Genomic DNA, 25,627 nt, shown 5'->3' on the forward strand with positions numbered 1-25,627 from the left:
TGCCTGTCACTCCGACCTCGTCATGCGTTTATTGTTCTCGGTTTTTAAGATATCGGACGATATTTTCAGTGCGTCCCGCTGTGCAGCGCCTGCACGCATTCGCTCACCAGAGCCGGACCGCGATAAATGAGACCGCTGTAGAGTTGGACCAGACTCGCGCCGGCAAGGATTTTTTCGCGCGCATCGTGTGCCGAGAGGATGCCGCCTACGCCGATAATGGGTACTTCTCCGGCAAGGGCAGTAGCCAGCCTGCCAATCACACGCGTGGCGGCATCGCGCAGCGGTGCCCCGGATAGCCCGCCTGCTTCGTTGCCGTGAGGCAGTTTTTCCACGCCGCTGCGAGCCAGGGTGGTATTGGTGGCGATGATGCCGTCGAGCTGGTGCTTGCGCAGCAGCTGGGCGATTTCGGTGATCTGTTCATCGTCCAGATCGGGTGCGATTTTTACCGCCAGTGGCACGTACCGGCCATGCTGCTGAGCCAGTCGGGTCTGTCCGGCTTTCAGCTTGCCCAATAGATCGGACAAGGCTGCGCCGGATTGCAGGTCGCGCAGATTTTTGGTGTTGGGCGAGGAAATATTCAGCGCGACATAGCTGGCATGCGGATATACCGCTTGCAAACAGGCCAGATAATCGTCGGCGGCGCGGGTGATCGGCGTGTCGAAATTCTTGCCGATGTTGATGCCGAGCACACCGCGGAATTTCGCGGCGCGCACGTTGGCGATAAGCGCATCCACGCCGTCATTGTTAAAGCCCATGCGGTTGATGATGGCCTCGGCTTGCGGCAGCCGGAACAGGCGCGGTTTCGGATTGCCCGGCTGCGGGCGCGGCGTGACCGTGCCGATTTCGATAAAGCCGAAACCGAGCGCGGCGAGTGCGTCGATATAGGCGCCGTTCTTGTCCAGCCCGGCGGCCAATCCCACCGTATTCGGGAAGGTGATGCCCATGCAGGAAACAGGCTCGCCACTCGCAGCCGGCGCAATCAGCCGCGATAAGCCGAGGCGGTATGCAGCTTGCAGCGAAGACAGGGTGAGGTGATGGGCAGTTTCGGCGTCGAACCGGAACAGCAGGGGGCGGAGGAGGGTATACATGCGGGCATTTTAACCCGGCATCTCAATTTTCCAGTAATGAGGCAATCAAAGGGCAGCACACGTTGCCCTTCTGGGTCGCGCATTCGGTCACCAGCGTTTGCAGGGTCTGTTCAATCCCGCGCAGGCCTTCCAGGCGCTTTTTCACATCGGCCAGTTTCTCGACTGCGATGCTGCGTGCTTCGGTGCAGTGAGCGCCATCTTCCAGTTTCAGCAGCGCGCCGACTTCCTCCAGGGTGAAGCCCAGATGCTGCGCGCGTTTGATGAATTTGATGCGCGTCACGTCAATATCAGTGTAGCGCCGGATGCCGCCAAGCGGCTTGGCGGGCGCGGTTAATAAACCCCTGCGTTGATAGTAGCGGATGGTTTCCAGATTGACGCCGGCCTGACGCGCCAGCATCCCGATCGTCATGTCCTGATGATGCATGTTCTTTACCTCTTCAAAATGCTGTTGACTCCGTACCATGGTACGGAATTTATCCTGAATTTTCCAACCGTAGTGCGCACTAAAATCCGCCTGATACGGTGCTTGGGTAGCGGATCGGGATAAATCGTTCCCTCGATCAATAATGAAGGAGAAATCATGTCTCAAGGTAAACAGGCGGGCAGCTGGCCCCTGATTGGCGGTGTGGCTGCCGCCATTGCGGCTTCCCTGTGTTGCGTGGGGCCGCTGGTGCTGGTGATGCTGGGTATTGGCGGTGCATGGATTGCCAATCTTGCGGTGCTGGAACCTTATCGGCCGTTGTTCCTTGGTGTCGGTATTGTCTTCATGGTGCTGGCCTACCGGAAGATTTATCGCGCTCCCGCCGCGCAGGACTGCACCCCCGGCTCGCTGTGCGCATTGCCGCAAACCAACCGCGTCTACAAAGTGCTGTTCTGGGTGGTGGCTGTGCTGATGCTGCTGGCTATCGCTTTCCCCTATATCGCCCCATTGTTTTATTAATAAAGGAGTCTGACCATGAATGTTCGTCATTTCCTCACAGCAAGCTTTTTTGCCTTTACCAGTTTGTCTGTTGGCCCGTCCTTCGCTGCCACGAAGACCGTTACTCTGGATGTCCCAAGTATGTACTGCGCGGTATGTCCGATTACCGTTCGCAAGGCGTTGGAAAAAGTCCCTGGCGTCAGCAAGGCTACTGCGTCATTGGAGAAGAAAGAGGCAGTCGTCACCTATGACGACACCAAAACACAAGTCAAAAATCTTCTGGACGCGACGTTTGAGGCTGGCTATCCCTCCACCGTCAAAGGCGCAAAAGCAAAATGACCACGCATGCGCTGCGGGTTACCGGCATGACCTGTGAGCACTGTGCCCGGTCAATAGAAAAACAGCTGGCGGCTGTTCCCGGAGTAAAGCATGCCGAAGTTTCCTACGCGGCAGGCAGCGCTTCGGTTGAGACCACAGCCGAGGTTGCCGCGGCGGCGTTGATCAATGCGATCAGGGCAGGCGGGTACGGTGCCGAATCAGCGGGTGGTCCAGGTGCGACAGCCTCTGCGGCTAATACCACCGGCCTCCGTGTTGCCATTATCGGCACGGGGTCGGGCGCCTTTGCTGCCGCCATTCGTGCAGTGGAAGAAGGCGCCGTGGTGACGGTCATCGAAGCGGGTGAAATTGGCGGTACCTGCGTCAATGTCGGCTGCGTGCCGTCCAAAATCATGATCCGCGCCGCGCACATCGCCCATCTGCAAGCTGACAACCCGTTCGATGGTCTGAAAAAGCAGCCGCCAATCGTCGATCGCAAAGCGCTGGTAACACAGCAACAGGCACGCGTGAAGAAGTTGCGTCACGCCAAGTACGAAAGCATTCTGGAATCCAACCCCGGCATTACGCTGGAACAAGGCTTCGCGAGTTTCAAGGACGCCCATACCCTGGTGGTGAAAAAGGCGGACGGCAGCGAGAAAGAACTGGCCGTGGATCGCATCCTGATCGCCACCGGTCGCTCGCCCGCCATTCCGGATACGCCGGGTCTGGGCGATACGCCCTACTGGACCTCGACGGCGGCGCTGGTTGCGGAGGAGTTGCCGCAGCACCTGATCGTTTATGGTGGTTCGGTTGTTGCGCTGGAGCTGGCGCAAGCCTTTCTGCGTCTGGGTTCCAGGGTCACGCTGATCGCGCGCAGCCAGTTATTGTCGAAGGAAGACCCCGCGCTCGGTACAGAGTTGAAAACCATACTGGAAGGCGAAGGCATGCGCATTTTGACCGATACCGAGGTAAAGAATGTGCGATATGACGGCAAACTTTTCCAGGTGAATATCGGCTCCGAAACGCTTAACGGCGACCGCTTGCTGGTCGCTACCGGGCGCAAACCCAATACCGATGGTCTGAACCTGGATGGCGCCGGGGTGAAAACCGACGCCAGCGGTGCGGTCATCATCGACGACCACATGCGCACCTCGGTGCCGCATATCTATGCGGCGGGCGATTGCACCAATCAGCCGCAGTTCGTTTATGTAGCGGCTGCTGCCGGTACGCGCGCCGCAATCAACATGACCGGCGGCGATGCCGCGCTGGATTTGTCCGCGACGCCCGCTGTCGTGTTTACCGACCCGCAGGTGGCAACCGTGGGATTGAGCGAAGCGCAGGCTGCCGCACTCGGCATCGAAACCAATAGCCGCACCCTCAGCCTGGATAACGTGCCGCGTGCCCTGGCGAACTTCGATACGCGTGGATTCATCAAGCTGGTTGCGGAACAAGGCTCGGGACGCTTGCTGGGCGCGCAGGTGCTGGCGGCGGAAGGTGGGGAAATCATCCAGACGGCGGTGCTTGCCATCCGCAACCGGATGACGGTGGAGGAACTGGCGGGGCAATTATTCCCTTATCTCACCATGGTTGAAGGCCTGAAACTTTGCGCGCAGACTTTCCACAAGGATGTGAAACAGTTGTCGTGTTGTGCGGGATAGCCAAACAGGCAAATTATTTGTTATCCAATACCAGAATCACGCAAGAATTAGAACGCCTGCGCCGCGAATTTCCGCTGCAAGCCAGAGTCGAGGCTGCAGAGATTGCTGCACGCGCTGCCTACAGGATGGTGTTGCAGGCATGGCTGGAAAACGGTGCCGCTCCGCAACCTCATATCATCCCGCTGCACTGCCTGAACCAGCTGGTGGAACTGGATGCGCTGGTGGTGACAGAATCGGGCCTGGGTTGTTACCCTTTCAGTGCAGTTGAAACCGGAATAAGCGTTGAATATGGTTCGCATCGAGTCAACGCGATGTGTGCGATCGATGCGCTGGCCATCCCGTTTCTTGCAAATACCGCCGCCGCCATCATCGCAACATGCAGCATTTGTGATCTCTCCGTGACGGTTCATGCCGATGCCTCCGGGCAGATCACCCGGAACGTGCCAGCCGGCGTGCAAGTCGCCTACCGAAAATTGTCCCAGCAGCATGTCGCCTGCTGTAACGGCCTGTGCCCCGGTATTGTGTTTGTGTGTGCAGAGTGCGCGGCTGCCACAGGCGAACGCGGCATGAACGTTGCCGAAGCAGCGGCAGTCGGACGACAGTTTTTCGGCTTTCAGCGCAAGTGAGTCTGAAGCATATTTTTGCGCGATAAAATATGCGCCACCCAGGGCCTTACTGTCCAGACACATCGGATAGGCCAGACAGGGATATATCCGGTTATTCAGAAGGCTTGTTGAAGTGTAAAACCATCTGTTCTTCATCGAAATAATCAGATCCGATTTTCAGTCCACGTTTTTCCACTGCAAAAATTTCACAGCCCTCGGAAGCATAGAGATGCCTTGCCTTGCCTTGCCTTGGCGTTGGTGGCGATTACGGTCAGATTGATCTGCTGCAGCCCGACTATCTGTTGTGCGCGGTTGATCGCGTTTTGCAGCAGCCTTCTTCCGATCCCTTGACCGGATACTCCGGACGATACATACATGCGATAGATGAGCCCCTTGTGTCTGAGCTTGATGCGCACCTCCCGCTCGAAACTGACTACACCAACCAATCGACCAACTTCCTGAAAAACTCCCAGCGTAAAGGCATCTGGATTGTTTGGCGCAAAAGGCACCAGTGGCTCGCCAGCATCTTCGGGACTGATGCGGAATAATCCCGGGTGCTCGCGCAGACCATTCAGGATCAATTGCTGATACGGTATGCTGTCTGCCGGTGTGAGCTCCCGAATAAGCTTTTGCATTATTTGGTCCTATCTATGCGAACGGTCTTCGCTCGGGTTATGCATCGATTTCATCTTCGATCAATGCGATCAAATCAGTTACTCCAACATCAATGCCGGCCTGGGATAAAAGCGTGGTTGCCTGGCCTCGATGATGGGTTTGATGGTTAAAAAAATGCAGGATAAGCTTTGAAAATGGCTTGTGCGCGGTGACGCCTTTCATGTTGGTATAGTGCAAAATGTGCGACAAATCCTGCTCGGTCAAGGCTGCGGCCCATAGCATGATCATTTGATCCAGCATTTTGCGCCGCTTGAATAGTGCCTCGATATCGGTGAATAGCGGCTCATCCAGTGATGAGGGGACAGGTAAATGTCGGATTGGATCAAGCGCTGGGAAACTGGCTGGATGCGCTGTAAAACGTTTTAACCATAGCGTGTCGGCCACCACGACATGATTGAGTGTTCCGATCAAAGACCCGAAAAATGCTTTTCTATCCAGCGCAAGTTCTTGCGGCGATAGCTTCTCTGCTGCTTCATATAGCTTGTTATTCATCCATTGATTGTAGGAGGCCATCAAAACGATATGACTGCACGTGAACATTTTGGCTTTTCCAACGGGATTGGTAGGGAATGGTAATGGCTGTGTATTCTGTTTAAGCAGGTCGTCATGCAGCAGATATTCTGTGTGAGAGCAACGATTTTATCAATTGAGCCGGGTTGATATCTGAGTGATTGCCGCTCGAAATGCATGCCGGTTTCAGTACGCTGCGCCACGAGCTGTCTATGGATTGCCGCGCCCATCATCCCGGCTTTCCGGTAAGTGCTGGGACACGCAATGACCTGGATCGTATTGAGACGCTCTGGAGCGAGCGCCGGGCGCAATTTGCATCCGCCGGCCCGTTTCTTTTCGGCGCGTTCTCGGTGGCGGATGCTATGTATGCCCCGATTGCACTCAGGATCCGAACTTATGATGCCAATGTAAAGCCTGAATCAGCGGACTATGTGTCCGCGCTCCTTACACTCCCTGCGATGCAGGCTTGGATAGATAGTGCTCGCGACGAACCGGAGCGTCTGCCTCAGTTTGAGCGCTTGCCTGTGTAAGACTGCAAGCGCATACCCTCGGCTACAGACCGAAATTTCCTCGTATTTTTTATTGGTTATACAGCTGATGACAGGCGGATAGTGGAAATGTGGAATCAATGCATTTGAAGTCCCGCTACGTTGCGTAGCGGGGTATTCCGATGCCGGTCAGAGCTGCTCAGGTGGTGCGGATGGATGAATGTAGGCCCAGCCTTGCGCTTCGCGTATGGTGATCTCGCCCATTCCGGAGGGGACGATGCTGATGAACGGGTAGAGGTCGTTGCGATCGACGTGCAGTTCTTTCAGCGTATTGGCGCATTGCGCCAGGATCACGCCTTCTGCCTGCAAATGCTTGAGCTTGTCCTCGAAACCGTTGTTCTTGACGTACACGTCGAAGCCTTTGCTGTTGGCAATCAGTTCCACGTGCAGTTTTCCGGCAAGGCGTGGGTCATGCAGGATGTTTTCGATATTGTTCAGGGTTTTTTTGATGGCCGGCACGCCGCCTGCGTCGAGATGAAAGATCACATTGTACTGACCCTTGTTGGGCATCGCTCCCTGATAATCCCCCGAGGTTCCGGCAGCTGCGCTGAGTGGCAGGCAGGCGGCCAATAATGCTGTGGCCGCAGTGAATCCAATTTTTTGTGAAGTCAAGCTGAGCTTTTTCATGTGTGCCTCCAATATTTTTAGGATTTAAGTTGGCGAGGCGGTGTGTTACTGATCACCGGCCATGCCGTGGCAAGCGGAGGGATAGTTCGCATGGCCCGGATAAACCGGTCTGGTGCATGCGCCGCTCCCCCGATGCGGGAGATAGTGTACAACCGAAATTGCAGGATGTCAGAGGAGGTCAGGCAGAAACCATTCCGGCACGGTAAGGCCGTGCCGGAATGGCTGGAGTCAGGCTGTTCATTCCAGCATGCTTAGCGGGTAGAAAATGACCGCTTCAGAACTTGGCGCGCACGACGTTCCAGAGGTGGCCAAACCAGCCGGCTTTTTCCACCGAGGTCATTGCGACCAGGGGTGTTCGGGCCACTTCCTTGCCGCCTTCACTCAATATCAGGGTGCCGACTTGCTGTCCGCGTTTTAGCGGCAGAGGCATTTGCGCAGGCAGATTCACGCTGGACTTGAGTTGCGCATAGCGCCCGATGGGCATCGTGACCCAGATGTCGCGGGTGGTTCCGATGGATACCTGGGCGGGGCTCGCCTGATTGTTGCGCACCGTGCTGATGATTTGACCGGCGCTATACGCGCGCCGCGTTTCGAAAAAGTGATAACCGTAATCCAGCAATGCCTCGGCGGCATGTGCGCTGCCCTTGCGCGAGGAGGAACCGAGCACGACGGCAATCAGAGGGCGTCCCTTGCGGACGGCCGTAGCGTCCAGGCAATAGCCGGCTTCGTCCGTATGTCCGGTTTTCATCCCGGTGACTGTGGGGTCGCTGAATATCAGTGGATTCCAGTTGTTCTGGGTGACATGGTTATAGGTGAAAGTCTTTTCACCGAAATAATGCAGGTACTGCGGATACTGGCGGATGATGGCTTCGGTCAGTATGCCGATGTCGCGTGCGCTCACCCTGTGGGTGGGTGTGGGCAGGCCGTCCACATTATCGAAGTGGGTGTTGGTCATGCCCAATTGGCGCGCCGTGGCGTTCATCATCTGCACGAAACTGTCGGTATTGCCGGCGATGGTCTCTGCCAGCGCCACTGCTGCGTCATTACCGGAGACCACCACCATGCCCTGGATGACCTGCTCGACGGTTGCCGGCAGATCGGGCTGCAGGAACATGGTCGAGCCGCCGGCTTTCCAGGCAGCCACGCTGACCGGGACGATCTGGTCGAGCTTAAGGCTGCCGCGTGCTATTGCCTGGAACGTCAGATAGGTTGTCATCAGCTTGGTCAGGCTGGCAGGAGGCACCTTCTGGTCGGCTTCGCGTGCAGCCAGCACCTGGCCGGAAACCGGATCAATCAGCACGTAATTGCGGGCGTCAACGTTGGGTGCGTCAGGAATGGCTGGCAGCGGAACGGCGACAGCGCTGGCCTCGAATGCGGCAGCCAGCAATAGCATGCCGAGGGCACGCGACGGGAAGGATAACGGCATGTACAACTCCTTGAGGGTGGTCAAGCCAGGGGCTTGGAAGGATAAGATTTTATAAAATATGGGCGAGGGCACCGCGGTAAGATGCGGTGCGCCATGAGGAGTTCCCTGCATATTATGGTACCTGCTTTGCAGGGCGGGAGCCATTTCAGTTGAGGGCGGAACCAGGGCACTCTGCCGTTGGCATCTTCCAAGTTGAGCACCTTAGGTATTCACTTGCTCTCAAGTACCCATAAATTCATGTGCTTGCTCTTTCGCTAATAATAGTGTATATACACACATATGACTGACGAAAATTCTCCTTTCCATGCCTGTCGCAGTTGTGCCTGTTCGGCGCTGCGCCGGGCAAGTCGGGCCGTGACCCAGCACTACGAAGCAAGTTTTCGTGGTACCGGCCTGCGTGCAACCCAGTTCACGCTGCTTGCGACTCTGGCCCAAACCGGTCCACTGCCACTCAGTGCACTGGCGACAATGCTGGGGCTTGAGCGTACCACGCTGACCAGAAATTTGGGCCCGCTGGAAAAAAAAGGCTATGTCAGCAGCGTGGCCGATGATGATCAACGCGTCCGTCGCATCGCTATTACGAAAAAAGGGGAGGCCGCCGCCCTGGCGGCACTGGATGCGTGGAAACAGGCGCAATCCACTGTTGGAGAGGTGCTTGATCGCATGGGTATCCAAGACTTGAATATCTCGCGTTGCGGATAATTTTTTGTTCAACAATGTGTATATACACGGAGGTGTGCTATGGAATTCGATCTGCTTGCTTCAATTGGACTGACTGCCAGCGCAGCCGTTGCGGTTTCGGTTTTGGCAGTTGGATTCGGCGAAGATATCTGGGGGCGCCTGCGCATCGCCGGCGGACTCACCTTATGGTTCGTGCTGGTAACAATCATGGCGGTCACCGAAGTGCTGAATTACCAGCATGGTGTAGGTGCACCAGGTCTTGGCGTTGCCGTGATACTTCCGATTGTGATTCTCAGCGTTGGCGTGCTTCGCTCGCCGTCCTTGCGCCGGACGTTGCAAACTATTCCTCTATTCATGCTCATCGGTGTGCACGCCATCCGCGTCCTGGGCGTCACATTCTTGATTCTTTATGCGGCAGGCCGCTTGCCGGCGCCCTTTGCGCCGGTCGCCGGCAGGGGCGATGTCATGGTTGGCCTTGCCGCGGGCCCGGTGGCATGGCTGGTGTACAAATATGGTGCAGCCGTGCGCCCGACGGTTCTGGTCTGGAATCTCCTGGGACTACTCGATCTGGCCGCGGCCATTGGCCTCGGAGCAGTCTCTTCGCCGGGGCCCTTGCAGCTGATATTTACGGAACCGGGGTCAGCCATCATGACCACGCTTCCCTGGCTGCTGATACCGGGGTTTCTGGTTCCTCTGCTGGCATCGACACATCTTGCCGTGTTTTATCGCCTGAACCGAAGCGAATCGTTTGTTGATAAAGGAAAAATGTTATTGAACGCACGGCACCCGATGCGAGATAACTGAAAACCAAATAAAAGCCGCTTAGTTGCGAGAGGTTTTTACTCGTGACCAGAATGCGGAAGCGGACCGCCCATAAAACAGGGCGGTCGCTGAGAGAACGATTTATCGGGGAGGCTAAAAAAACGCTTGCTCAGTGCTTGGCCGTCCTGCGCAGGCGTGACATCAGGCGCCGCGCCAGTTCGCCAAACAGCTCGGTCTGGGTCGGATGCGGATGTATCGCCTGGGCGACCTGTTTCAGGGTCATGCCGGCGGACACCATCATCACCGCTTCTCCGATCAGGGTGTCGGTGTGTTCGGCCAGGAAATGCACGCCGATGATCTTCTGCGTGGCCTTGTCTGCCACCAGTTTGATCATGCCGTGGGTCTCGCCGCTGATCATCGCCTTGGCATCGATGCTCATCGGCATCTTGGCTTCCACCGCGTCGACGCCTTTGGCCTTGGCTTGCGCCACGGACAGGCCGACAAAACCGGCCTGCGGACGGCTGAAGGTGACGCCGCAATCCAGATCCTGGTTGTACACATGATCTTCGCCCAGCAGGTTGCTGGCCGCCACGCGCCCCTGGGTGGCGGCGGTGTGAGCCAGCATGTAGCCGCCCACCACGTCGCCCACCGCGTAAATGTGCGGCACGCTGGTGCGGCCACGGGTATCGACCTTGATCGCCGCACCATCCAGTTGCACGCCTGCGGCTTCCAGATTGAGCTTGCTGGTGTCGGGGCGCTTGCCGGTAGCCATCAGTACATAATCGCAATCGAAGCTGGCGGTTTTGCCCTCGGCGTCGGCGTAGTCGAGTTTCATTTTGCCGGGTGTACCGGCAATGCTGCCGATTTTGGCGCTGGTGACAACGCTGAATTCCTGCTTGAGGAGCTCGGTGAGCTGCTTGGCGATTTCTTCTTCCACTTCGGCAAGAATGCGATCCCTGGCTTCCAGCATCAGAATCTCGGTGCCGAAATCGCGGAAAATCTGCGCCATTTCCACGCCGATGACGCCGCCGCCGACGATGGCCATTTTCTTTGGCGGGGCAGGCAGGTTCCAGATGGTGTCGGAAGTAATCACGCCGCCGCCGGTCAGGCCTTCCAGTGTGCCCGGGATGGGAGGCACAAACGGCGGCGCGCCCGGCGCAATCACTGCAGCGCCGAAGCGCAGGGTGTAGGCCTCGCCTCCGGCTGGCTGCACCTTGATGGTGTGATCGTCGACAAAGGAGGCAAAGCCTTCGCGTACGTCAATTTTGACGCCCTTGTCGGTTTTCAGCGCCAGTTCGCCGCGGGTTTGCAGGATGCCCTTGCGGCGTGTTTCCAGTGTTGCCCAGTCGAGCTTGGGGGTATTGGTACCGGTGATGCCTTTTTCCGCATCGTGGGCGCGGTCGCGCATCAGGTCGGCATTGTGGCGCCAGGCCTTGGACGGAATGCAGCCGCGCCACAGGCACTCGCCGCCAGGCAGCGGGGCGTTGTTGATCATCGCCGCCTTGACGCCATGCTCGACCAGGTCGCGTGCGCAGTCTTCGCCGCCGGGGCCGCCGCCGATGACGATGACCGGAAAGTCCCAGTCGCCTTCGGGAATCGGGTTGGCGGCGGTTGCTTCCAGCCAGCTTTCCGGGTTTTCGATAATTTTCTTCAAATCAGCCAGGTAGGCGGCGACGTGCGCGCCGTTCACCACGCGATGATCGCCGGTGATGTTCACCGGCATGCCGTCCGGCCCGGTAGCGGCGATGGCCATGATGGCGGCGATGCCGGGAGTGGGGATGGCGGTGAAGTGGGTGACGCCGAACATGCCCATGTTGGAGATGGTGAAAGTCGGGCTGGCGTATTCATTGGGCGACAGCTTGCGGGCGCGGGCGCGCGGCATCAGGTCGCTCCACTCGGCCTGCAATTGCTCCAGGGATTTCTGTTCGATGTTGTGCAGGATCGGCACTACCAGCCCGCCACCGTCGGCAGCGACGGCAACGCCGAAATCGTGGTTGCTGCGCTCGACGATTTTGTCCACCGGCTGATAGCAATTGTTCAGCATCGGGTGCTTCAGCATGGCCACGGAACAGGCCTTGGCGATGGCTACCGTCACCGAAACCTTGCGCGCCTTGGCGGCAGCGATGAGTTTCTCGGGTTTGATGTTGAAGGTGACATCGAAGGTGGGCAGGGTCAGCGCCGCTGTCATCGCGTGCGACACGGCTTTTTCCATCGAGGACATGGGACGGCCAGTACCGGGCACTTCGACCTGCGGCAAGGAGTGGGCAACTTGCGCCATGCTCGGGCGTGCACGCGCCACGTCCTGGGCGACAATCACGCCGGCCGGGCCGGAACCGGCCAGCTGGCTCAAATCAACACCGATTTCGCCGGCCATCTTGCGAGCGTAGGGGCTGGCCTGACGGCCGACCGGACGGGGTACCGGTTTGGCACCCGGTCGGGTCGCTGCGGGAGTGGCTGCTGGCGCGGATTTGGCCGCCACGGCGTAGATCGGAGTCTTGTCCTTCTGGTGATGGGTTTCGATCACCTTGTGTTCGGCGGAAACGGTGACTTCGGTATTATTCACCTGTGTCGCGTCGCTGACGATGAAGGCCATCGGATGCGCCACTTCCACCGTGCTGCCCACGCCTGCCAGCGGGCCTGACAGGAAACCTTCCTGGAACACTTCCACATCCATGATGGCCTTGTCGGTTTCCACCGTAGCCACGATGTCGCCGCGCTTGAGGGCGGCGCCAATGGCTTTTTCCCAAGTCACCACGATGCCTTCGGTCATGGTGTCGGACAGCTGTGGCATGACAATCGGCATGCCGGCCTGGTGCGGGATCATCTCGGTAGCCGCCTGTTCGGTGACAACCTCGCCTTCACCAATGGCCAGATCGCCCAGGGTATCGGTGATATAGCCCAGTGCGCGGCTGACAGCAACGGTGGCGCCGACTTCCGCCAGCGGGCCGGCCAGATAACCGGCCTTGAATACTTCCACATCCATGATGGCCTTGTCGGTTTCGACCGTGGCGACAATGTCGCCACGGTCGACTTTGTCGCCGACCTGTTTCTCCCAGGTCACCACGACCCCTTCGGTCATGGTGTCGGACAACTGCGGCATGGTGATGACGTAATGTGATGACATTGCTTTTTCCTCTGGCCTGTAACGTTGCAGCGCGTAGCCAAAAAGCTGTGCGGCCAGTGGCCGCACAGAACTCTGCTAGCGGTGATCTGCCACCGGCGGTTTCATTTGCCGAGCATCTTCAAAACTGCCGAAACCACGTCTTCATGGTCGGGAATGGCGGCTTTTTCCAGCTTGTGGTTATAGGGTTGCGGCACGAGTGCGGAATGTACGCGCACAGGGGCCGCATCGAGTTCGAAGAAGCATTCCTCGTTGATGATGGCGATCACTTCGGAGCCGACACCTACCGGGGCTTCGTCTTCTTCGGCGATGACTGCACGATGGGTTTTGCATACCGACTTCTTGATGCCGGCGCGATCCAGCGGCGAGAGCGAATACAGGTCCACCACTTCAGCGGAGATACCGTATTGCTTGTCCAGGATTTCGGCGGCCTTGAGACACCAGTGTACCGAGATGTTATAGCCGAACAGCGTGACATCGTTACCGGAGCGGCTGATTTCAGAACCTTCCAGCGGATGGAAATATTCTTCGTCCGGCACTTCGCCCTTCATGTTGTACATGAGTTCATGCTCGTTGATGAACACCGGGTCATCGCTGCGCACGGCGGACTTCAACAAGCCGTAGGCCTGCTTGGGATTGGACGGGGTGACCACGCGCAGACCGGCGATGCCCATGAATACCTTTTCCATGCGCGCCGAATGCTGGGCGCCCAGTTGATGCGCGGCACCACCCGCGGCACGGAACACGCTGGGGGAGGTGAGCTGGCCGCCGGACATATAACGTACTTTGGCTGCGGAGTTGAACATCTGGTCCATTGCCAGCCAGGCAAAGTTCACCGACATGATTTCGATTATGGGGCGGATGCCAAGAAACGATGCACCGATACCCAAACCGGTGTAGCCGCCTTCGGAGATGGGGGTGTCTATCACGCGCAACGGACCATATTTTTCATACAGCCCTTTGGTGGCCTTGTAGGTGCCGCCGGCCACGCCTATATCTTCACCCATACAGATGACCAGCGGGTCACGCGCCATTTCTTCATCGTGGGCGCGCTGCAGCGCTTCCCAGTACATTATTTCAGCCATGTTGATCTTCCTTAATTCTCGAATCTTTTGTTGCCTCGGAAGGCACAGAATCCACAGAGTGGTTTTTAGAGGCGCAGCAGGGGTTTTTCCCGGTGGCCTTTGTGATCCCTGTGGCTATAGCATTTATGCGAAAACGTATTTTTCGAGGTCTGCCACATCTGGTTCCGGCGATTCCTCGGCGAACTTGATCACTTCGTTTTCGATATAGGCGTCGGTTTCTTTTTCCATGGCGTTATAGTCGTCCATGGTCAGCGCGCCGGCGTCAATCAGGCGATCACGCAGGATGTTGATGGGGTCGCGCTGTTTCCATTGTTCTTCTTCCTCGCGCGTGCGGTAGCCGCGTGAATCGGACATCGAGTGGCCGCGATAACGGTAGGTCATCAACTCGAGGAAATACGGCCCCTTGCGGCTGCGCACATAATCCACGGCTTTGCGCGCGTGTTCATATACGACGTCGATATCCTGTCCGTCGCACTGAGCCGATTCGATGCCATAGCCGCATACGCGTTTGAACTGGTCGAGCACGGCGGTGGAGCGGTCAATCGAGGTGCCGATACCATATTGGTTGTTTTCACACACGAACAACACTGGCAGTTTCCATAATGCGGCCATGTTCAGGGTTTCGTGGAACACCCCCTGGTTATTGGCGGCGTCACCCAGAAAGCAGATGGAAATTTCGTCGCCGCCTTTCATCTGAATGCCTTTGGCAATGCCGGCAGCAAGGGGGAACGGACCGCCAACCAGGGCGTAACCGCCCATGAAGCGATGCGCCACATCAAAGATGTGCATGGAGCCGCCGCGTCCTTTGGAGGAACCGGTTTCCTTGCCGTACAGCTCGGCCATGACGGCCTTTGGATCGGAACCGCATTTGATGGCGTGGATATGATCGCGGTATCCGGTGATGACATAATCGTGTCCGGGGCGGGCCGCTTCCATCACGCCGTTGCAGCAGGCTTCCTGACCGGGGTAGAGGTGCAGAAAGCCACCGATTTTGCGTTCGATATAGGCCTGATAGCAGCGCTCTTCAAAGCGGCGGTGCAACACCATTTCGCGCAGCACGCGCTTTTTATCTTCCAGTTTCATGTATTTCTTCCTTGCAAGAGCTTGAGCCCGGACTGATTTTAGGTAATACAAACTCTGCTATGATCGGTTAAAACACCCTATCCGGTCAAGCCAAAACCCAACGTCAAGGTTGAATATGCTCGCAAAACTTATTGAAAATAAAAAACAAATTCCTATAACGCAAATGGATAAAGCCAGTCATATTTTGATGGTTTTACCGAAAACCGCCGCCTTGCCCCCAGACGGCGACCTGCCGGGTCTTACGCAACTCGCTGCCGCATTGCGGAGACGCGACAAAAAACCAGCTGAATTGGCGAAAACGCCAGTCGCTGTGGAAACGGCACATGGCGGCTTGATCGTGTGGGTCATGCTGGATACCAAACAGCCTGCATTCAGCCAGCACAGCATACTGCGCCAGGCCTTGCATATCCTTCTGGACGAATCACCCAAAGAAATCAGTCTGGCCATCAGCGGCGATGAGGATTTTCGCGCTCAAGCTGCGGCTGCTGCGGTGTATGTGGTGTGGATCAACGGCGCAGCGCTGCCCAGCCTGAAAAGCAAGGATAGGCCCAAACCGCTGCAAATTTTGCGCCTGTTTGGCTATAGTTCGAACGATGGTTTTGCTGCCCAGCGCGCGGTGGCGGAAGGCAATACCCTGTGTCGCAGTCTCACGGTCACGCCACCCAACCAGCTCACCCCCGGCATCTACCGCGAACGGGTGCGCGAGCTGGCCAAAGACAATGGCTGGAAACATATCGAATACGACATGAAAAAACTGCGCAAACTCGGCGCCGGTGCGTTCGTCGCGGTGGCGCAAGGGTCGGATCCGGAGGACGCTGCCATTGTGCATCTGCGCCGTCGCCATCCCAAAGCCAGATTAACCATCGCGCTGGTGGGTAAGGGCATCTGCTTCGATACCGGCGGGCACAACCTCAAGCCCGCCCGACATATGCAGGGCATGCACGAGGACATGAACGGTTCGGCGGTGGCGCTGGGCATTCTGGTGGCGGCCACGCGTCTGGATTTGCCGGTGAACATCGATTGCTGGCTGGCGATCGCGCAAAATCACATCAGCGCGAAAGCCTATAAGCAGAACGACGTGGTCACTGCGCTCAACGGTACCACCATCGAAGTGGTGCACACCGATGCCGAAGGTCGCATGGTGCTGGCCGATACGCTCGCGCTGGCTGCACGCGAGAAGCCCAATGCCATCGTCGATTTTGCCACCCTGACCGGCAGCATGGGCGCTGCGCTGGGCGAGCGCTACAGCGGGGTGCTGTCCAACCGCGATGAACTGCTCACGCAAGCGGTTGCGGCGGGCAAAGCCAGTGGTGAGCGGATGTGTGCCTTTCCGATGGATGAAGACTACGAACCCGCGCTGGATTCCGATATTGCCGATATCAAGCAATGTACGCTTGACGGTGATGCTGACCATATTCTTGCAGCGCGTTTCCTTAACCGTTTCGTGGACAAGCGTCCGTGGCTGCATGTGGACTTGTCTTCCAGCAACTGCGATGACGGATTGGGTGCGGTTGACACCGAGGTGACCGGATTTGGCGTGGCCTGGGGAATCAGGCTGCTGGCCGAGTTGCAGGTCAGCAAGTAAGCGTGCCATGTTAAACTCGGCGCTTTGAAATCTGAGCGAGCACGACCATGTCCGGCAGCAGCATAGGCAAGTTATTTTGCGTTACTAACTTCGGCGAATCCCACGGCCCGGCCATAGGCTGCGTGGTGGATGGTTGCCCGCCGGGGATGGAATTGTGCGCCGAGGATATCCAGGCGCAACTGGATCGGCGCAAGCCCGGCACCTCGCGTCACGTCACTCAGCGGCGCGAGTCGGACACGGTGGAAATCCTCTCCGGCATCTTTGAAGGCCACACGACCGGCGCTCCCATTGCATTGTTGATCCGCAACGAAGACCAGCGCAGCAAGGATTACGGCAACATCGCCGACACCTTCCGCCCTGGACACGCCGACTATACCTACTGGCACAAATACGGCATCCGCGATTATCGTGGTGGCGGGCGTTCATCGGCACGGCTCACCGCACCGACTGTGGGTGCCGGTGCCATCGCCAAAAAATGGCTGGCGCAAAAATACGGCATCCAGGTGCGCGGCTACATGTCTGCGCTAGGGCCGATAGATTTGACTTTTAAAAACTGGGCGGCCGTTGGCGAAAATGCTTTCTTCAGCCCTGATCCAGATAGTGTCGCGGCGCTGGAAGCCTACATGGACGAACTGCGCAAATCCGGCGACTCAGTCGGCGCCAAAATCACTGTAGTGGCCGAGAATGTACCGGCAGGTTGGGGCGAGCCGCTCTATGACCGTATCGATGCCGACCTCGCTCATGCCCTGATGGGACTCAACGCCGTCAAGGGCGTGGAAATTGGCGACGGCTTTGAATGCGTGCGTCAGAAGGGCACTGAACATCGCGATGAACTTACCCCGGAAGGTTTCCTGTCCAATCACGCGGGCGGTGTGCTGGGCGGCATCTCCAGTGGGCAGAATATTGTCGCCCATGTCGCCATCAAACCCACTTCATCAATCCGTCTGCCCGGCCGTTCCATTGACAAGCAGGGAAACCCCATCGAGGTTGTTACGCATGGCCGTCATGACCCTTGTGTCGGCATCCGCGCTACTCCAATTGCCGAAGCGCTGATGGCGATTGTGCTGATGGATCATGCGTTGAGACACCGTGCCCAGTGCGCGGATGTGGTGACTGAAACACCGCAGATTCCGGGAAATATTCAAACGAAATAACATCAAGGCGTTCGCGCCTAGCTTACGCGGCGACGCGCAGCCGGATGGGGCTTAGCGTTTCAGGGTTGCGCGGATGTCCTGGAAAAACTGCACATTGTTGCGCCCGACACTTTTGGCGTGGAACATGGTGTGATCCGCCATGCTCATCAGTGTTTCCGCGCTATCTGCATCATCCGGATAAACGGCCAGGCCGATGCTGAGTGTAATCTTGGTTTCAATGCCGTCCAGGTCGATACTTTTAAGGGCTGCTTTGCGCATGCGTTCCGCAATTCTGCGGATGTCATGTTCGCTGCTGGCGTCGGGCAACAACACCACAAACTCATCGCCTCCCCAACGCGACAGCGTGTCTATCTCTCTGAGCACGGACTGCAGGCGTTTGCTCAACGTAACGAGTACGATATCGCCGGCTTTGTGTCCCAAGGTGTCGTTGATATGCTTGAAATAGTCGACGTCGATAAATCCCAATGCGACTTTTTCATTTCCGCGTTGTGCGCGGGCAATGGATTGTTGCAGGTGCTCTTCCAGCAGAATCCGGTTGGGCAACTGGGTCAGGGCATCATGCAATGCCATCTGGGTAATGCGCCGCTCCTGTAAATAGCTGGAGGTGATGTCGCGCAGAACGCCGCGCAGTGCCGTAATCTGACCCTGCAGAGAATGGTGTGCAAGCAAGTGTGCTTCGATCCAGACAGGATCCTGGCCTTGCAAAAGACGAAAACGAACCACCTCGGAATGTTTCTTGCCGGAGGCCAATAGATGAATTGCTGAAACAAGCGCAGGGCGGTCGTCCTGGTAAACAAAATCAATCAGCGGCTTCCCGAGATGGTCATAGGTGTGTCCGCTGGGCAAATCCAGCAGTTTGTTCCAGGCGCCGCTGAAATTAAGCAGCAGGCCATCCAGAGAGAGATCGATAATGGCTTCTTCGAGCAGATTAAGCGTTTCCAGCATGGACAGGCGCTGTGCTTCTTCTCGCATCAATTCGGTAATGTCTCGTATCAGCGCCACGATGTTTCTGGTTTGGCCTGTTTCGGAAGGCAGCATTTGTAATCTGCCCAGAAAAAAACGATCTGTGCTGTCGATATTGAGCGTGAATTCAAAGGTTTCGCGATTGCTGCCGGCCAGCAATTTCGGCGTGGCTCGCCGGATTGCCTGGGTCATGTCATCTGGCAGGGCCTGTTCCAATGTCGAGCCGGCAATGGCTGGAGCGAGGCCAATGGAAAGGGAACTGTTATCGGACCACACATTGACGATATGACCATTGAGATCATATTCGATAATCATGTCTTCGGTTGCGCCGACCAATGCCTTCAACCGCTCGCTGCTCGCTTCCAGGTTTTGCTCGGCACGTTTGCGGACCAGCGCGAGCGCGAGACTATTGGTTATCGCGCACAACACATTCACCTCTATGGGCAGCCAGTTGCGCGGTTCATTCCGGCTAAAGAGGCCGAGAAAACCTTCCATTTTGTCCTGCATGAGCAATGGTATGCACAATGCGGTATGAATTTGTTGCGTGCCAAAGAGCGTGGCTTCCTCGAGCGGTAATTCCGCAATATTTTTGGAAAACACCATGCCCGCATGCAGTGTATCGAAAAGCAGCGGGTACTTTTGATAATCGATATCCCGGAACTGCATGAAATCGGATAATTGACTTACTGCTTCGACAGACGACCACGTGCAGTAAAGCTTGGCGCCTTGTGCGTTTTTTTCGGGCTTGTTCAGAAATAGTGCGCAACAGCCTATTCCCGTGTTTGCGACCAACAACTGCAGTACTTCAGTCAGGTTTTGTTCGCTGGTTCCTTCCAGCAAAACCTCCGCGACACCGCTGAGCGCTTTGAGGTAACGCTTGTATAACTCTAATTCATCGGCCATGGAACCCCGAAGGGTTCCCGCCGGAGTACCTGCCGCCCGCATGTTTGTCTCGCTCCACTCATAAATTACTTAACTACTGCTTTTTATTATTTGTTTCTTGTTCAGTACAGAATGCAGATTGCAACAATATAACAAAAATATTAAATTGACGTATTCCATCAGGAATCCTATTCAACCAAGAATACAGAATACAGGGCAGGGCTTGCGCCTGTACAAGTTAAGGGCACGGTGTATGCCGAGGAGAGCGGAGGTTCCGCAATTTGACTTGCCAGAGATGCTGATGGTCTTTATAATCCCACGTTTTGCGAAATCAGACAGGAGTTTCATCCATGGCAAACAGCGCACAGGCCAGAAAGCGCGCCAGACAGAATGACAAACAGCGCGCGCGTAATGCCGCTCTGCGTTCCACTTTGCGTACCGCCATCAAGAAAGTGCAGAAAGCCGTGCTGGCGGGTGATAAAGCTGCTGCTCAAACCGTATTCGGTGAGTCGATGAAAGCTATCGACAGCATCGCTGACAAGCGCATCATCCACAAGAACAAAGCATCGCGTCACAAAAGTCGCCTGTCCTCAGCTGTCAAGGCAATGGCCTGAATAGCTTCAACCGCCTGGGAAAATAGTTTCCAGGCGCGTCTGGCATTACCACAGTATTTCTCCCCATAAGATCGTGCGCGGTAAAAAACTGCGCAATGTTTACGCCTGATCGTCGGTCTGTGCTGGATCCAGCACTTTCAGGTCATTTTCACGCGCAAAATTCATCAGGAAAGAAAAAGCCGCCGGTTGCTCAATTTGTAGCTGTTTATCTACTACGACACATTTCACACCAGCCAGCGTGGTCGGGCGCACGTAAGGCGAATAAGTCATGCGGTGGTCTTCGCCAAAAGTCGATAACACACTGGACAGGCGCTCTGCCCAATCGCTGGGGCGAAATGTGCGTCCGGATGTGGTTAAACCTTGGATGATGAGTTCGGTATTGGAAGGCTCTGACATTATGGTGGTTTTTGCTGTATGCCTGGCATGCATTTTACCAGAGTATGGCGCATCGGTTAATGTACTGGTAGGCTAACATATATGTTATTCCATTTAGACGCATGGGCATTAGATGAATATAGGCAGGGCTGTGATTTTCCAGTTTGCTTGCATGTCGAATAATGGGCCATTGAATTCCCAATAAACACTTAAACGATTCAAGTACTTAAAAAGTTAACGCTTGCTACCTGGCATGATTTCGGCTAATTATACGAATGGTGTAATTTTTCCCCCGCCGCAATCCATAATTTCCCGAGGAACATAAATCTGTGAAAAATCCATTGGATTCTTTGTTGGGAACCATTTTCTCCGGTCTGATACTTACTGTAGTACTGTACGTTTTCCTTAAAAACTTTTTGTTGCCGGGGGTATGATGGAATTCGTTCCGGCGCTAGCCAGATGGCTGCACTTGATGGCGGGCGTAATGTGGATTGGTCTTCTGTATTACTTTAATTTTGTACAGGTTGATGCCATGAAGGCGGCAGCCGCAGATGGTAGTGCGGCGGGGATCAGCAAGCATGTTGTGCCACGCGCGTTATTGTTTTTTCGCTGGTCTGCTCTGGTTACCTGGTTGGCTGGGGCGGCATTGCTGGGGCCATACTTCAAGGCGGCATTCAGCCTGCAATCATCCCATGCAGTGATTGGGGTAGGGGCATGGCTGGGTACGATAATGTTGTTTAATGTATGGATGTTGATTTGGCCCAATCAGAGAAAAATCCTGGGTTTGGCTAAAGCTACAGATACGCAGAAAAATACTGCGCGCAGGATAGCTTTTTTGGCGTCTCGTACCAATACCATGCTGTCCATCCCGATGTTGTTTTTCATGGCTGCGGGGGCACATAGCGGCGTATATGGCTTCTAAATTTATTTAACGGTGATCTGTTTTAAAGGAGAAAGCGATGATTCATGAATTACCGGCACTACCTTATGCGAAAGATGCTTTGCAGCCGCATATTTCTGCGGAAACACTCGAGTATCACTATGGCAAACACCATCAGGCATATGTGACCAATCTGAATAACCTGATCAAGGGCAATGAATTTGAAAGCATGACCCTGGAAGAAATCATTAAGAAATCTTCTGGCGGGGTGTTCAACAATGCCGCCCAAGTATGGAATCATACCTTTTACTGGAACTGCCTCAGCCCCAAGGGCGGCGGTCAACCGAGCGGTGCGCTGGGCGATGCCATCAAGGCCAAATGGGGTTCGTTTGATGCATTTAAAGAAGCTTTCAGCAAGGCTGCTGTGGGTACTTTCGGATCAGGCTGGGCATGGCTGGTGAAAACGGCTGACGGTCAGATTGATATTGTTTCCACCAGCAACGCGGCCACACCGATGACCAGCGGCCAAAAGGCGCTATTGACCTGCGATGTGTGGGAACATGCCTACTATGTGGACTACCGCAACGCCCGGCCCAAATATGTAGAGGCGTTCTGGAATCTGGTAAACTGGGATTTTGTGGCGCAAAATTTTGCGTCCTGAACGTAGCAGTTGGTAGCACATCACGGCGGCGTAAGCCGCCGTGTGCTTTTTAACCCTCTCTATAAGTCAATGGCTATGTCTTATTTGATGAATACTTATGCGCGTCAACCTGTGGCGTTTGTTCGGGGTGAAGGCGTGTGGCTGTGGGACGAAGCCGGTGACAAATACCTGGATGCGCTGGCTGGTGTGGCTGTCAACGGGTTGGGACACGCGCACCCCCGATTGGCTGCAGCGCTATGCGAACAGGCACGTACATTGATCCACACTTCGAATATCTACGAGATACGGCGTCAGGAGCAGCTCGCCCAGCGTTTGTGCCAGATATCCGGCATGGACAAGGCGTTTTTCTGCAACTCCGGATGTGAGGCCAACGAAGCTGCCATCAAGCTGGCACGACTGTATGGCCATCAGAAAGGGATCACTACACCTACCATCATTGTCATGGAAAAAGCCTTTCACGGGCGCACCATGGCGACGCTGACCGCGACCGGCAGCCGCAAGGTACAGGCCGGTTTCGAGCCTTTGCTGATGGGCTTCGCGCGGGTACCCTATAATGATGTGGAAGCGGTACGCCAGGTGGCTGAGCACAATCATGATGTGGTGGCGATACTGGTCGAGCCGGTACAAGGCGAGGGCGGCATCAAGATTCCGGATGCCGAATATCTGCTCGCCCTGCGCAAGATTTGCGACGACAAGGGCTGGCTGCTGATGCTGGATGAGGTGCAAACGGGTATCGGCCGCACCGGTACCTGGTTTGGCTTTCAGCACGCCGACCTGTTGCCGGATGTGATGGCCTTGGCCAAAGGTCTGGGCTCCGGTATGCCGATTGGTGCTTGCCTCGCGCGCGGTGCGGCGGCGGATGTATTCAAGCCGGGCAATCACGGCTCCACTTTTGGCGGCAACCCGCTGGCTTGCACCGCCGGGCTGACCACCTTGCAGGTCATGGAAGATGAAGGCCTGCTGGCCAATGCTACCCGCATTGGCGGTGAGATTTTGTCAGGACTCAGGCAAGAGCTTGACGGGGTGGCGGGCGTCAAGCAAATACGCGGCTTGGGCATGATGATCGGCATCGAACTGGATCGTCCGTGTGGCGAACTGGTCAAACTGGCGCTGGCGCAGCGCCTGTTGATCAACGTGACCGCCGATAATGTGGTGCGCCTGGTACCGCCGCTGGTGATGAATTCAGCTGAAGCGGCACAGCTGGTGGCCGGGCTTGCGCCGCTAGTGCGCAGTTTTCTCGGCAGGGCCGCGTGATGCAGGCCATCAAGCATTTCCTACAGTTCCAGGATTTGACGCGCGATGAATTCGAATACATTTTTGCACGCGCGAAAATCATCAAGGCGCGCTTCAAGGGCTATCAAACCTATCATCCGCTGATGGATCGTACGCTGGCGATGATTTTCGAGAAACAATCCACCCGCACCCGTCTGTCGTTTGAAGCGGGGATGCACCAGCTGGGTGGCTCGGCAATTTATCTCAATACCCGCGACACGCAGCTGGGGCGTGGTGAGCCGGTGGAAGATGCGGCACAGGTGATTTCGCGCATGGTGGATATTGTGATGATCCGCACCTTCGAGCAGGACATTATTGAACGCTTCGCCGCCTATTCGCGGGTGCCGGTGATCAACGGGCTGACCAACGAATACCACCCGTGCCAGATCATGGCCGACATTTTCACTTTTATCGAGCGTCACGGTTGCATCAGGGGCAAGACGGTAGCCTGGATCGGGGACTCCAACAACATGTGCAATACTTGGCTGCAAGCTGCCGTGGTACTGGATTTCAATGTGCATGTGTCGACTCCGCAGGGCTATGAAGTCGAACCGGAACGTGCCGGACTGTACGACACCAGTCACTACGAGAGTTTTGCCGACCCCATGGAAGCCTGCCGCGGTGCTGATCTGGTGACCACCGATGTGTGGACCAGCATGGGTTTCGAAGCGGAAAACGAAGAGCGTGTGCGTGATTTTCAGGACTGGCAGGTGGACGCCGACATGATGCGTGTGGCGGCCAGCGACGCGCTGTTCATGCACTGCCTGCCCGCCCACCGCGGCGAGGAAGTGGCGGCCGAGGTGATCGACGGTGCGCAAAGCGTGGTGTGGGATGAAGCCGAGAACCGGTTGCACACGCAGAAAGCCTTGATGGAATATTTATTGTTGGGAAAAGTAAATGAGTGACGTTAAAAAAGTCGTGCTTGCCTACTCGGGCGGGCTGGATACCTCTGTGATTTTGAAGTGGTTGCAAGACAGCTACCAATGCGAAGTGGTGACGTTTACTGCGGATATCGGCCAGGGTGAAGAACTGGAACCGGCACGCGAAAAAGCCGGAAAATTCGGCGTGAAGGAAATCTTCATCGACGATTTGCGCGAAGAGTTCGTGCGCGATTTCGTGTTTCCGATGTTCCGCGCCAATACTGTATACGAGGGTGAATACCTGCTCGGCACGTCGATTGCCCGCCCGCTGATTGCCAAGCGCCTGATCGAGATTGCCAACCTGACCGGTGCCGACGCCATTTCGCACGGCGCCACCGGCAAGGGCAACGACCAGGTACGTTTCGAACTGGGCGCCTATGCGCTCAAGCCGGACATCAAAATCATCGCCCCGTGGCGCGAGTGGGACTTGTTGTCGCGCGAAAAGTTGCTGGCCTATGCCGAGCAGCACGCTATCCCAGTAGAAATGAAGCACAAGGCGGGCGGCAGCCCTTACAGCATGGACGCCAACCTGCTGCATATTTCCTATGAGGGCCGCGCGCTGGAAAACCCGGCAGACGAGCCAGAGGAAGACATGTGGCGCTGGACAGTATCACCCGAACAGGCGCCGGACGCCGCCGAATATGTTGATCTGGAATTCAGCCACGGCGATATCGTGGGCATCAACGGCCAGGCAATGAGCGCTGCAACTGTGCTGGCCGAACTGAATCGTCTGGGCGGCAAGCACGGTATTGGCCGTCAGGATCTGGTGGAAAACCGCTATGTGGGGATGAAGTCGCGCGGCTGTTATGAAACCCCGGGCGGTACCATCATGCTCAAGGCTCATCGAGCCATCGAATCCATCACGCTGGATCGCGAAGTAGCGCATCTCAAGGACGATCTGATGCCGCGTTACGCCAGCCTGATTTACAATGGCTACTGGTGGAGCCCGGAGCGGACCATGCTGCAAACCATGATAGACGCATCGCAGGCGAGCGTGAATGGCTGGGTACGAGTCAAGCTATACAAGGGCAATGTGATTGTGGTGGGGCGCGATTCCAAGACCGATTCGCTGTTCGATTCCACCATCGCCACTTTTGAAGACGACGCAGGTGCCTATAACCAGGCCGATGCCGGTGGTTTCATCAAGCTCAACGCGCTGCGTTTGCGGATTGCCGCCAAACTCAAAAACCGCAGCAGCAATTAATACAGGAACCAGTC

26 protein-coding genes are annotated in these 25,627 nt (G+C 56.3%); 15 read left to right on the forward strand and 11 right to left on the reverse strand.

Going from position 1 to position 25,627, the window contains the following annotated elements:
- Window positions 1-65: 65 nt before the first annotated feature.
- Together ACFDAU_RS06045 and merR are read right to left on the reverse strand one after the other, a co-directional pair.
- A complete protein-coding gene (locus ACFDAU_RS06045; protein WP_413439100.1) occupies window positions 66-1,088 on the reverse strand; it encodes a quinone-dependent dihydroorotate dehydrogenase in 1,023 nt (340 codons plus the stop codon).
- A gap of 22 nt (window positions 1,089-1,110) precedes the next feature.
- A complete protein-coding gene (gene merR, locus ACFDAU_RS06050; protein ID WP_413439101.1) occupies window positions 1,111-1,551 on the reverse strand; it encodes an Hg(II)-responsive transcriptional regulator in 441 nt (146 codons plus the stop codon).
- Between the two features lie 117 nt (window positions 1,552-1,668).
- Here merR and merT point away from each other — a divergent pair, with 117 nt between their 5' ends.
- From merT to merB, 4 genes are read left to right on the forward strand one after another with little or no spacing between them, the layout of a single operon-like run.
- Window positions 1,669-2,028 (forward strand): mercuric ion transporter MerT, encoded by a 360-nt coding sequence (merT, locus tag ACFDAU_RS06055; protein WP_413439102.1) that lies wholly within the window; start codon window positions 1,669-1,671, stop codon window positions 2,026-2,028.
- 15 nt (window positions 2,029-2,043) lie between these two features.
- A complete protein-coding gene (gene merP / locus ACFDAU_RS06060) occupies window positions 2,044-2,346 on the forward strand; it encodes a mercury resistance system periplasmic binding protein MerP (protein ID WP_413439103.1) in 303 nt (100 codons plus the stop codon).
- Window positions 2,343-3,980 carry a mercury(II) reductase gene (merA, locus tag ACFDAU_RS06065; RefSeq protein ID WP_413439104.1) on the forward strand — a complete coding sequence of 546 codons (1,638 nt, stop codon included), beginning with the start codon at window positions 2,343-2,345 and terminating at the stop codon, window positions 3,978-3,980. Before merP ends, merA begins: the two co-directional genes overlap by 4 nt.
- Before the next feature lie 17 nt (window positions 3,981-3,997).
- Complete coding sequence (merB, locus tag ACFDAU_RS06070; protein ID WP_413439105.1) at window positions 3,998-4,606, forward strand: organomercurial lyase; 609 nt, start codon at window positions 3,998-4,000, stop codon at window positions 4,604-4,606.
- A gap of 185 nt (window positions 4,607-4,791) precedes the next feature.
- On the opposite strand, the gene ACFDAU_RS06075 is transcribed toward merB, so the two are convergent.
- Window positions 4,792-5,220: an N-acetyltransferase family protein gene (locus tag ACFDAU_RS06075; protein WP_413439106.1), complete on the reverse strand. Its 429-nt coding sequence runs from the start codon at window positions 5,218-5,220 to the stop codon at window positions 4,792-4,794.
- A 37-nt stretch (window positions 5,221-5,257) separates the two neighbouring features.
- Window positions 5,258-5,773, reverse strand: a complete 516-nt coding sequence (locus ACFDAU_RS06080; RefSeq protein ID WP_413439107.1) for a DinB family protein — start codon at window positions 5,771-5,773, stop codon at window positions 5,258-5,260.
- A gap of 158 nt (window positions 5,774-5,931) precedes the next feature.
- Between ACFDAU_RS06080 and ACFDAU_RS06085 the strand changes: the two genes are divergently transcribed.
- A complete protein-coding gene (locus ACFDAU_RS06085) occupies window positions 5,932-6,300 on the forward strand; it encodes a glutathione S-transferase C-terminal domain-containing protein (protein ID WP_413439108.1) in 369 nt (122 codons plus the stop codon).
- Window positions 6,301-6,447: 147 nt separating this feature from the next.
- Here ACFDAU_RS06085 and ACFDAU_RS06090 read toward each other — a convergent pair whose 3' ends face one another.
- The gene (locus tag ACFDAU_RS06090; protein WP_413439109.1) at window positions 6,448-6,945 is read right to left on the reverse strand and encodes a hypothetical protein; all 498 of its coding nucleotides are present in this window, start codon (window positions 6,943-6,945) and stop codon (window positions 6,448-6,450) included.
- A 274-nt stretch (window positions 6,946-7,219) separates the two neighbouring features.
- Complete coding sequence (locus ACFDAU_RS06095) at window positions 7,220-8,371, reverse strand: D-alanyl-D-alanine carboxypeptidase family protein (RefSeq protein ID WP_413439110.1); 1,152 nt, start codon at window positions 8,369-8,371, stop codon at window positions 7,220-7,222.
- A gap of 354 nt (window positions 8,372-8,725) precedes the next feature.
- On the opposite strand from ACFDAU_RS06095, the gene ACFDAU_RS06100 reads away from it, so the two are divergent.
- Together ACFDAU_RS06100 and ACFDAU_RS06105 are read left to right on the forward strand one after the other, a co-directional pair.
- Window positions 8,726-9,073: a MarR family winged helix-turn-helix transcriptional regulator gene (locus ACFDAU_RS06100; protein WP_413439111.1), complete on the forward strand. Its 348-nt coding sequence runs from the start codon at window positions 8,726-8,728 to the stop codon at window positions 9,071-9,073.
- Between the two features lie 39 nt (window positions 9,074-9,112).
- The gene (locus ACFDAU_RS06105) at window positions 9,113-9,856 is read left to right on the forward strand and encodes a hypothetical protein (protein WP_413439112.1); all 744 of its coding nucleotides are present in this window, start codon (window positions 9,113-9,115) and stop codon (window positions 9,854-9,856) included.
- Window positions 9,857-9,983: 127 nt separating this feature from the next.
- On the opposite strand, the gene ACFDAU_RS06110 is transcribed toward ACFDAU_RS06105, so the two are convergent.
- From ACFDAU_RS06110 to pdhA, 3 genes are all read right to left on the reverse strand, one after another.
- Window positions 9,984-12,938, reverse strand: coding sequence for an FAD-dependent oxidoreductase (locus ACFDAU_RS06110; protein WP_413439113.1), 2,955 nt, complete (start codon window positions 12,936-12,938; stop codon window positions 9,984-9,986).
- A 101-nt stretch (window positions 12,939-13,039) separates the two neighbouring features.
- The gene (locus ACFDAU_RS06115; protein WP_413439114.1) at window positions 13,040-14,020 is read right to left on the reverse strand and encodes an alpha-ketoacid dehydrogenase subunit beta; all 981 of its coding nucleotides are present in this window, start codon (window positions 14,018-14,020) and stop codon (window positions 13,040-13,042) included.
- Between the two features lie 123 nt (window positions 14,021-14,143).
- Complete coding sequence (gene pdhA / locus ACFDAU_RS06120) at window positions 14,144-15,103, reverse strand: pyruvate dehydrogenase (acetyl-transferring) E1 component subunit alpha (RefSeq protein ID WP_413439115.1); 960 nt, start codon at window positions 15,101-15,103, stop codon at window positions 14,144-14,146.
- Window positions 15,104-15,218: 115 nt separating this feature from the next.
- Between pdhA and ACFDAU_RS06125 the strand changes: the two genes are divergently transcribed.
- Both ACFDAU_RS06125 and aroC read left to right on the forward strand, forming a co-directional pair.
- Window positions 15,219-16,688, forward strand: a complete 1,470-nt coding sequence (locus ACFDAU_RS06125; protein ID WP_413439116.1) for a M17 family metallopeptidase — start codon at window positions 15,219-15,221, stop codon at window positions 16,686-16,688.
- A 47-nt stretch (window positions 16,689-16,735) separates the two neighbouring features.
- Complete coding sequence (gene aroC, locus ACFDAU_RS06130; protein ID WP_413439117.1) at window positions 16,736-17,842, forward strand: chorismate synthase; 1,107 nt, start codon at window positions 16,736-16,738, stop codon at window positions 17,840-17,842.
- A 51-nt stretch (window positions 17,843-17,893) separates the two neighbouring features.
- Here the strand turns inward: aroC and ACFDAU_RS06135 are convergent, their stop codons facing one another.
- Window positions 17,894-19,708: a diguanylate cyclase domain-containing protein gene (locus ACFDAU_RS06135; protein WP_413439118.1), complete on the reverse strand. Its 1,815-nt coding sequence runs from the start codon at window positions 19,706-19,708 to the stop codon at window positions 17,894-17,896.
- A gap of 329 nt (window positions 19,709-20,037) precedes the next feature.
- Here ACFDAU_RS06135 and rpsT point away from each other — a divergent pair, with 329 nt between their 5' ends.
- Complete coding sequence (gene rpsT, locus ACFDAU_RS06140) at window positions 20,038-20,301, forward strand: 30S ribosomal protein S20 (RefSeq protein ID WP_124703344.1); 264 nt, start codon at window positions 20,038-20,040, stop codon at window positions 20,299-20,301.
- 99 nt (window positions 20,302-20,400) lie between these two features.
- On the opposite strand, the gene ACFDAU_RS06145 is transcribed toward rpsT, so the two are convergent.
- Window positions 20,401-20,697: a DUF3579 domain-containing protein gene (locus tag ACFDAU_RS06145; RefSeq protein WP_413439119.1), complete on the reverse strand. Its 297-nt coding sequence runs from the start codon at window positions 20,695-20,697 to the stop codon at window positions 20,401-20,403.
- A 412-nt stretch (window positions 20,698-21,109) separates the two neighbouring features.
- On the opposite strand from ACFDAU_RS06145, the gene ACFDAU_RS06150 reads away from it, so the two are divergent.
- The 5 genes from ACFDAU_RS06150 (at window position 21,110) to ACFDAU_RS06170 (ending at window position 25,613) form a co-directional block, all read left to right on the forward strand.
- On the forward strand, window positions 21,110-21,598 hold the full coding sequence (locus tag ACFDAU_RS06150) for a urate hydroxylase PuuD (RefSeq protein WP_413439509.1): 489 nt from the start codon (window positions 21,110-21,112) through the stop codon (window positions 21,596-21,598).
- A 37-nt stretch (window positions 21,599-21,635) separates the two neighbouring features.
- On the forward strand, window positions 21,636-22,217 hold the full coding sequence (locus ACFDAU_RS06155; RefSeq protein ID WP_413439120.1) for a superoxide dismutase: 582 nt from the start codon (window positions 21,636-21,638) through the stop codon (window positions 22,215-22,217).
- Between the two features lie 75 nt (window positions 22,218-22,292).
- Window positions 22,293-23,471, forward strand: a complete 1,179-nt coding sequence (locus ACFDAU_RS06160) for an aspartate aminotransferase family protein (RefSeq protein ID WP_413439121.1) — start codon at window positions 22,293-22,295, stop codon at window positions 23,469-23,471.
- Complete coding sequence (gene argF / locus ACFDAU_RS06165) at window positions 23,471-24,394, forward strand: ornithine carbamoyltransferase (protein WP_413439122.1); 924 nt, start codon at window positions 23,471-23,473, stop codon at window positions 24,392-24,394. The genes ACFDAU_RS06160 and argF overlap by 1 nt, the downstream gene beginning before the upstream one ends.
- Window positions 24,387-25,613 carry an argininosuccinate synthase gene (locus tag ACFDAU_RS06170; RefSeq protein ID WP_413439123.1) on the forward strand — a complete coding sequence of 409 codons (1,227 nt, stop codon included), beginning with the start codon at window positions 24,387-24,389 and terminating at the stop codon, window positions 25,611-25,613. Before argF ends, ACFDAU_RS06170 begins: the two co-directional genes overlap by 8 nt.
- Window positions 25,614-25,627 lie beyond the last annotated feature (14 nt).

This window comes from Sulfuriferula sp. GW1 (assembly GCF_047300855.1).
GTDB lineage: Bacteria > Pseudomonadota > Gammaproteobacteria > Burkholderiales > Sulfuriferulaceae > Sulfuriferula.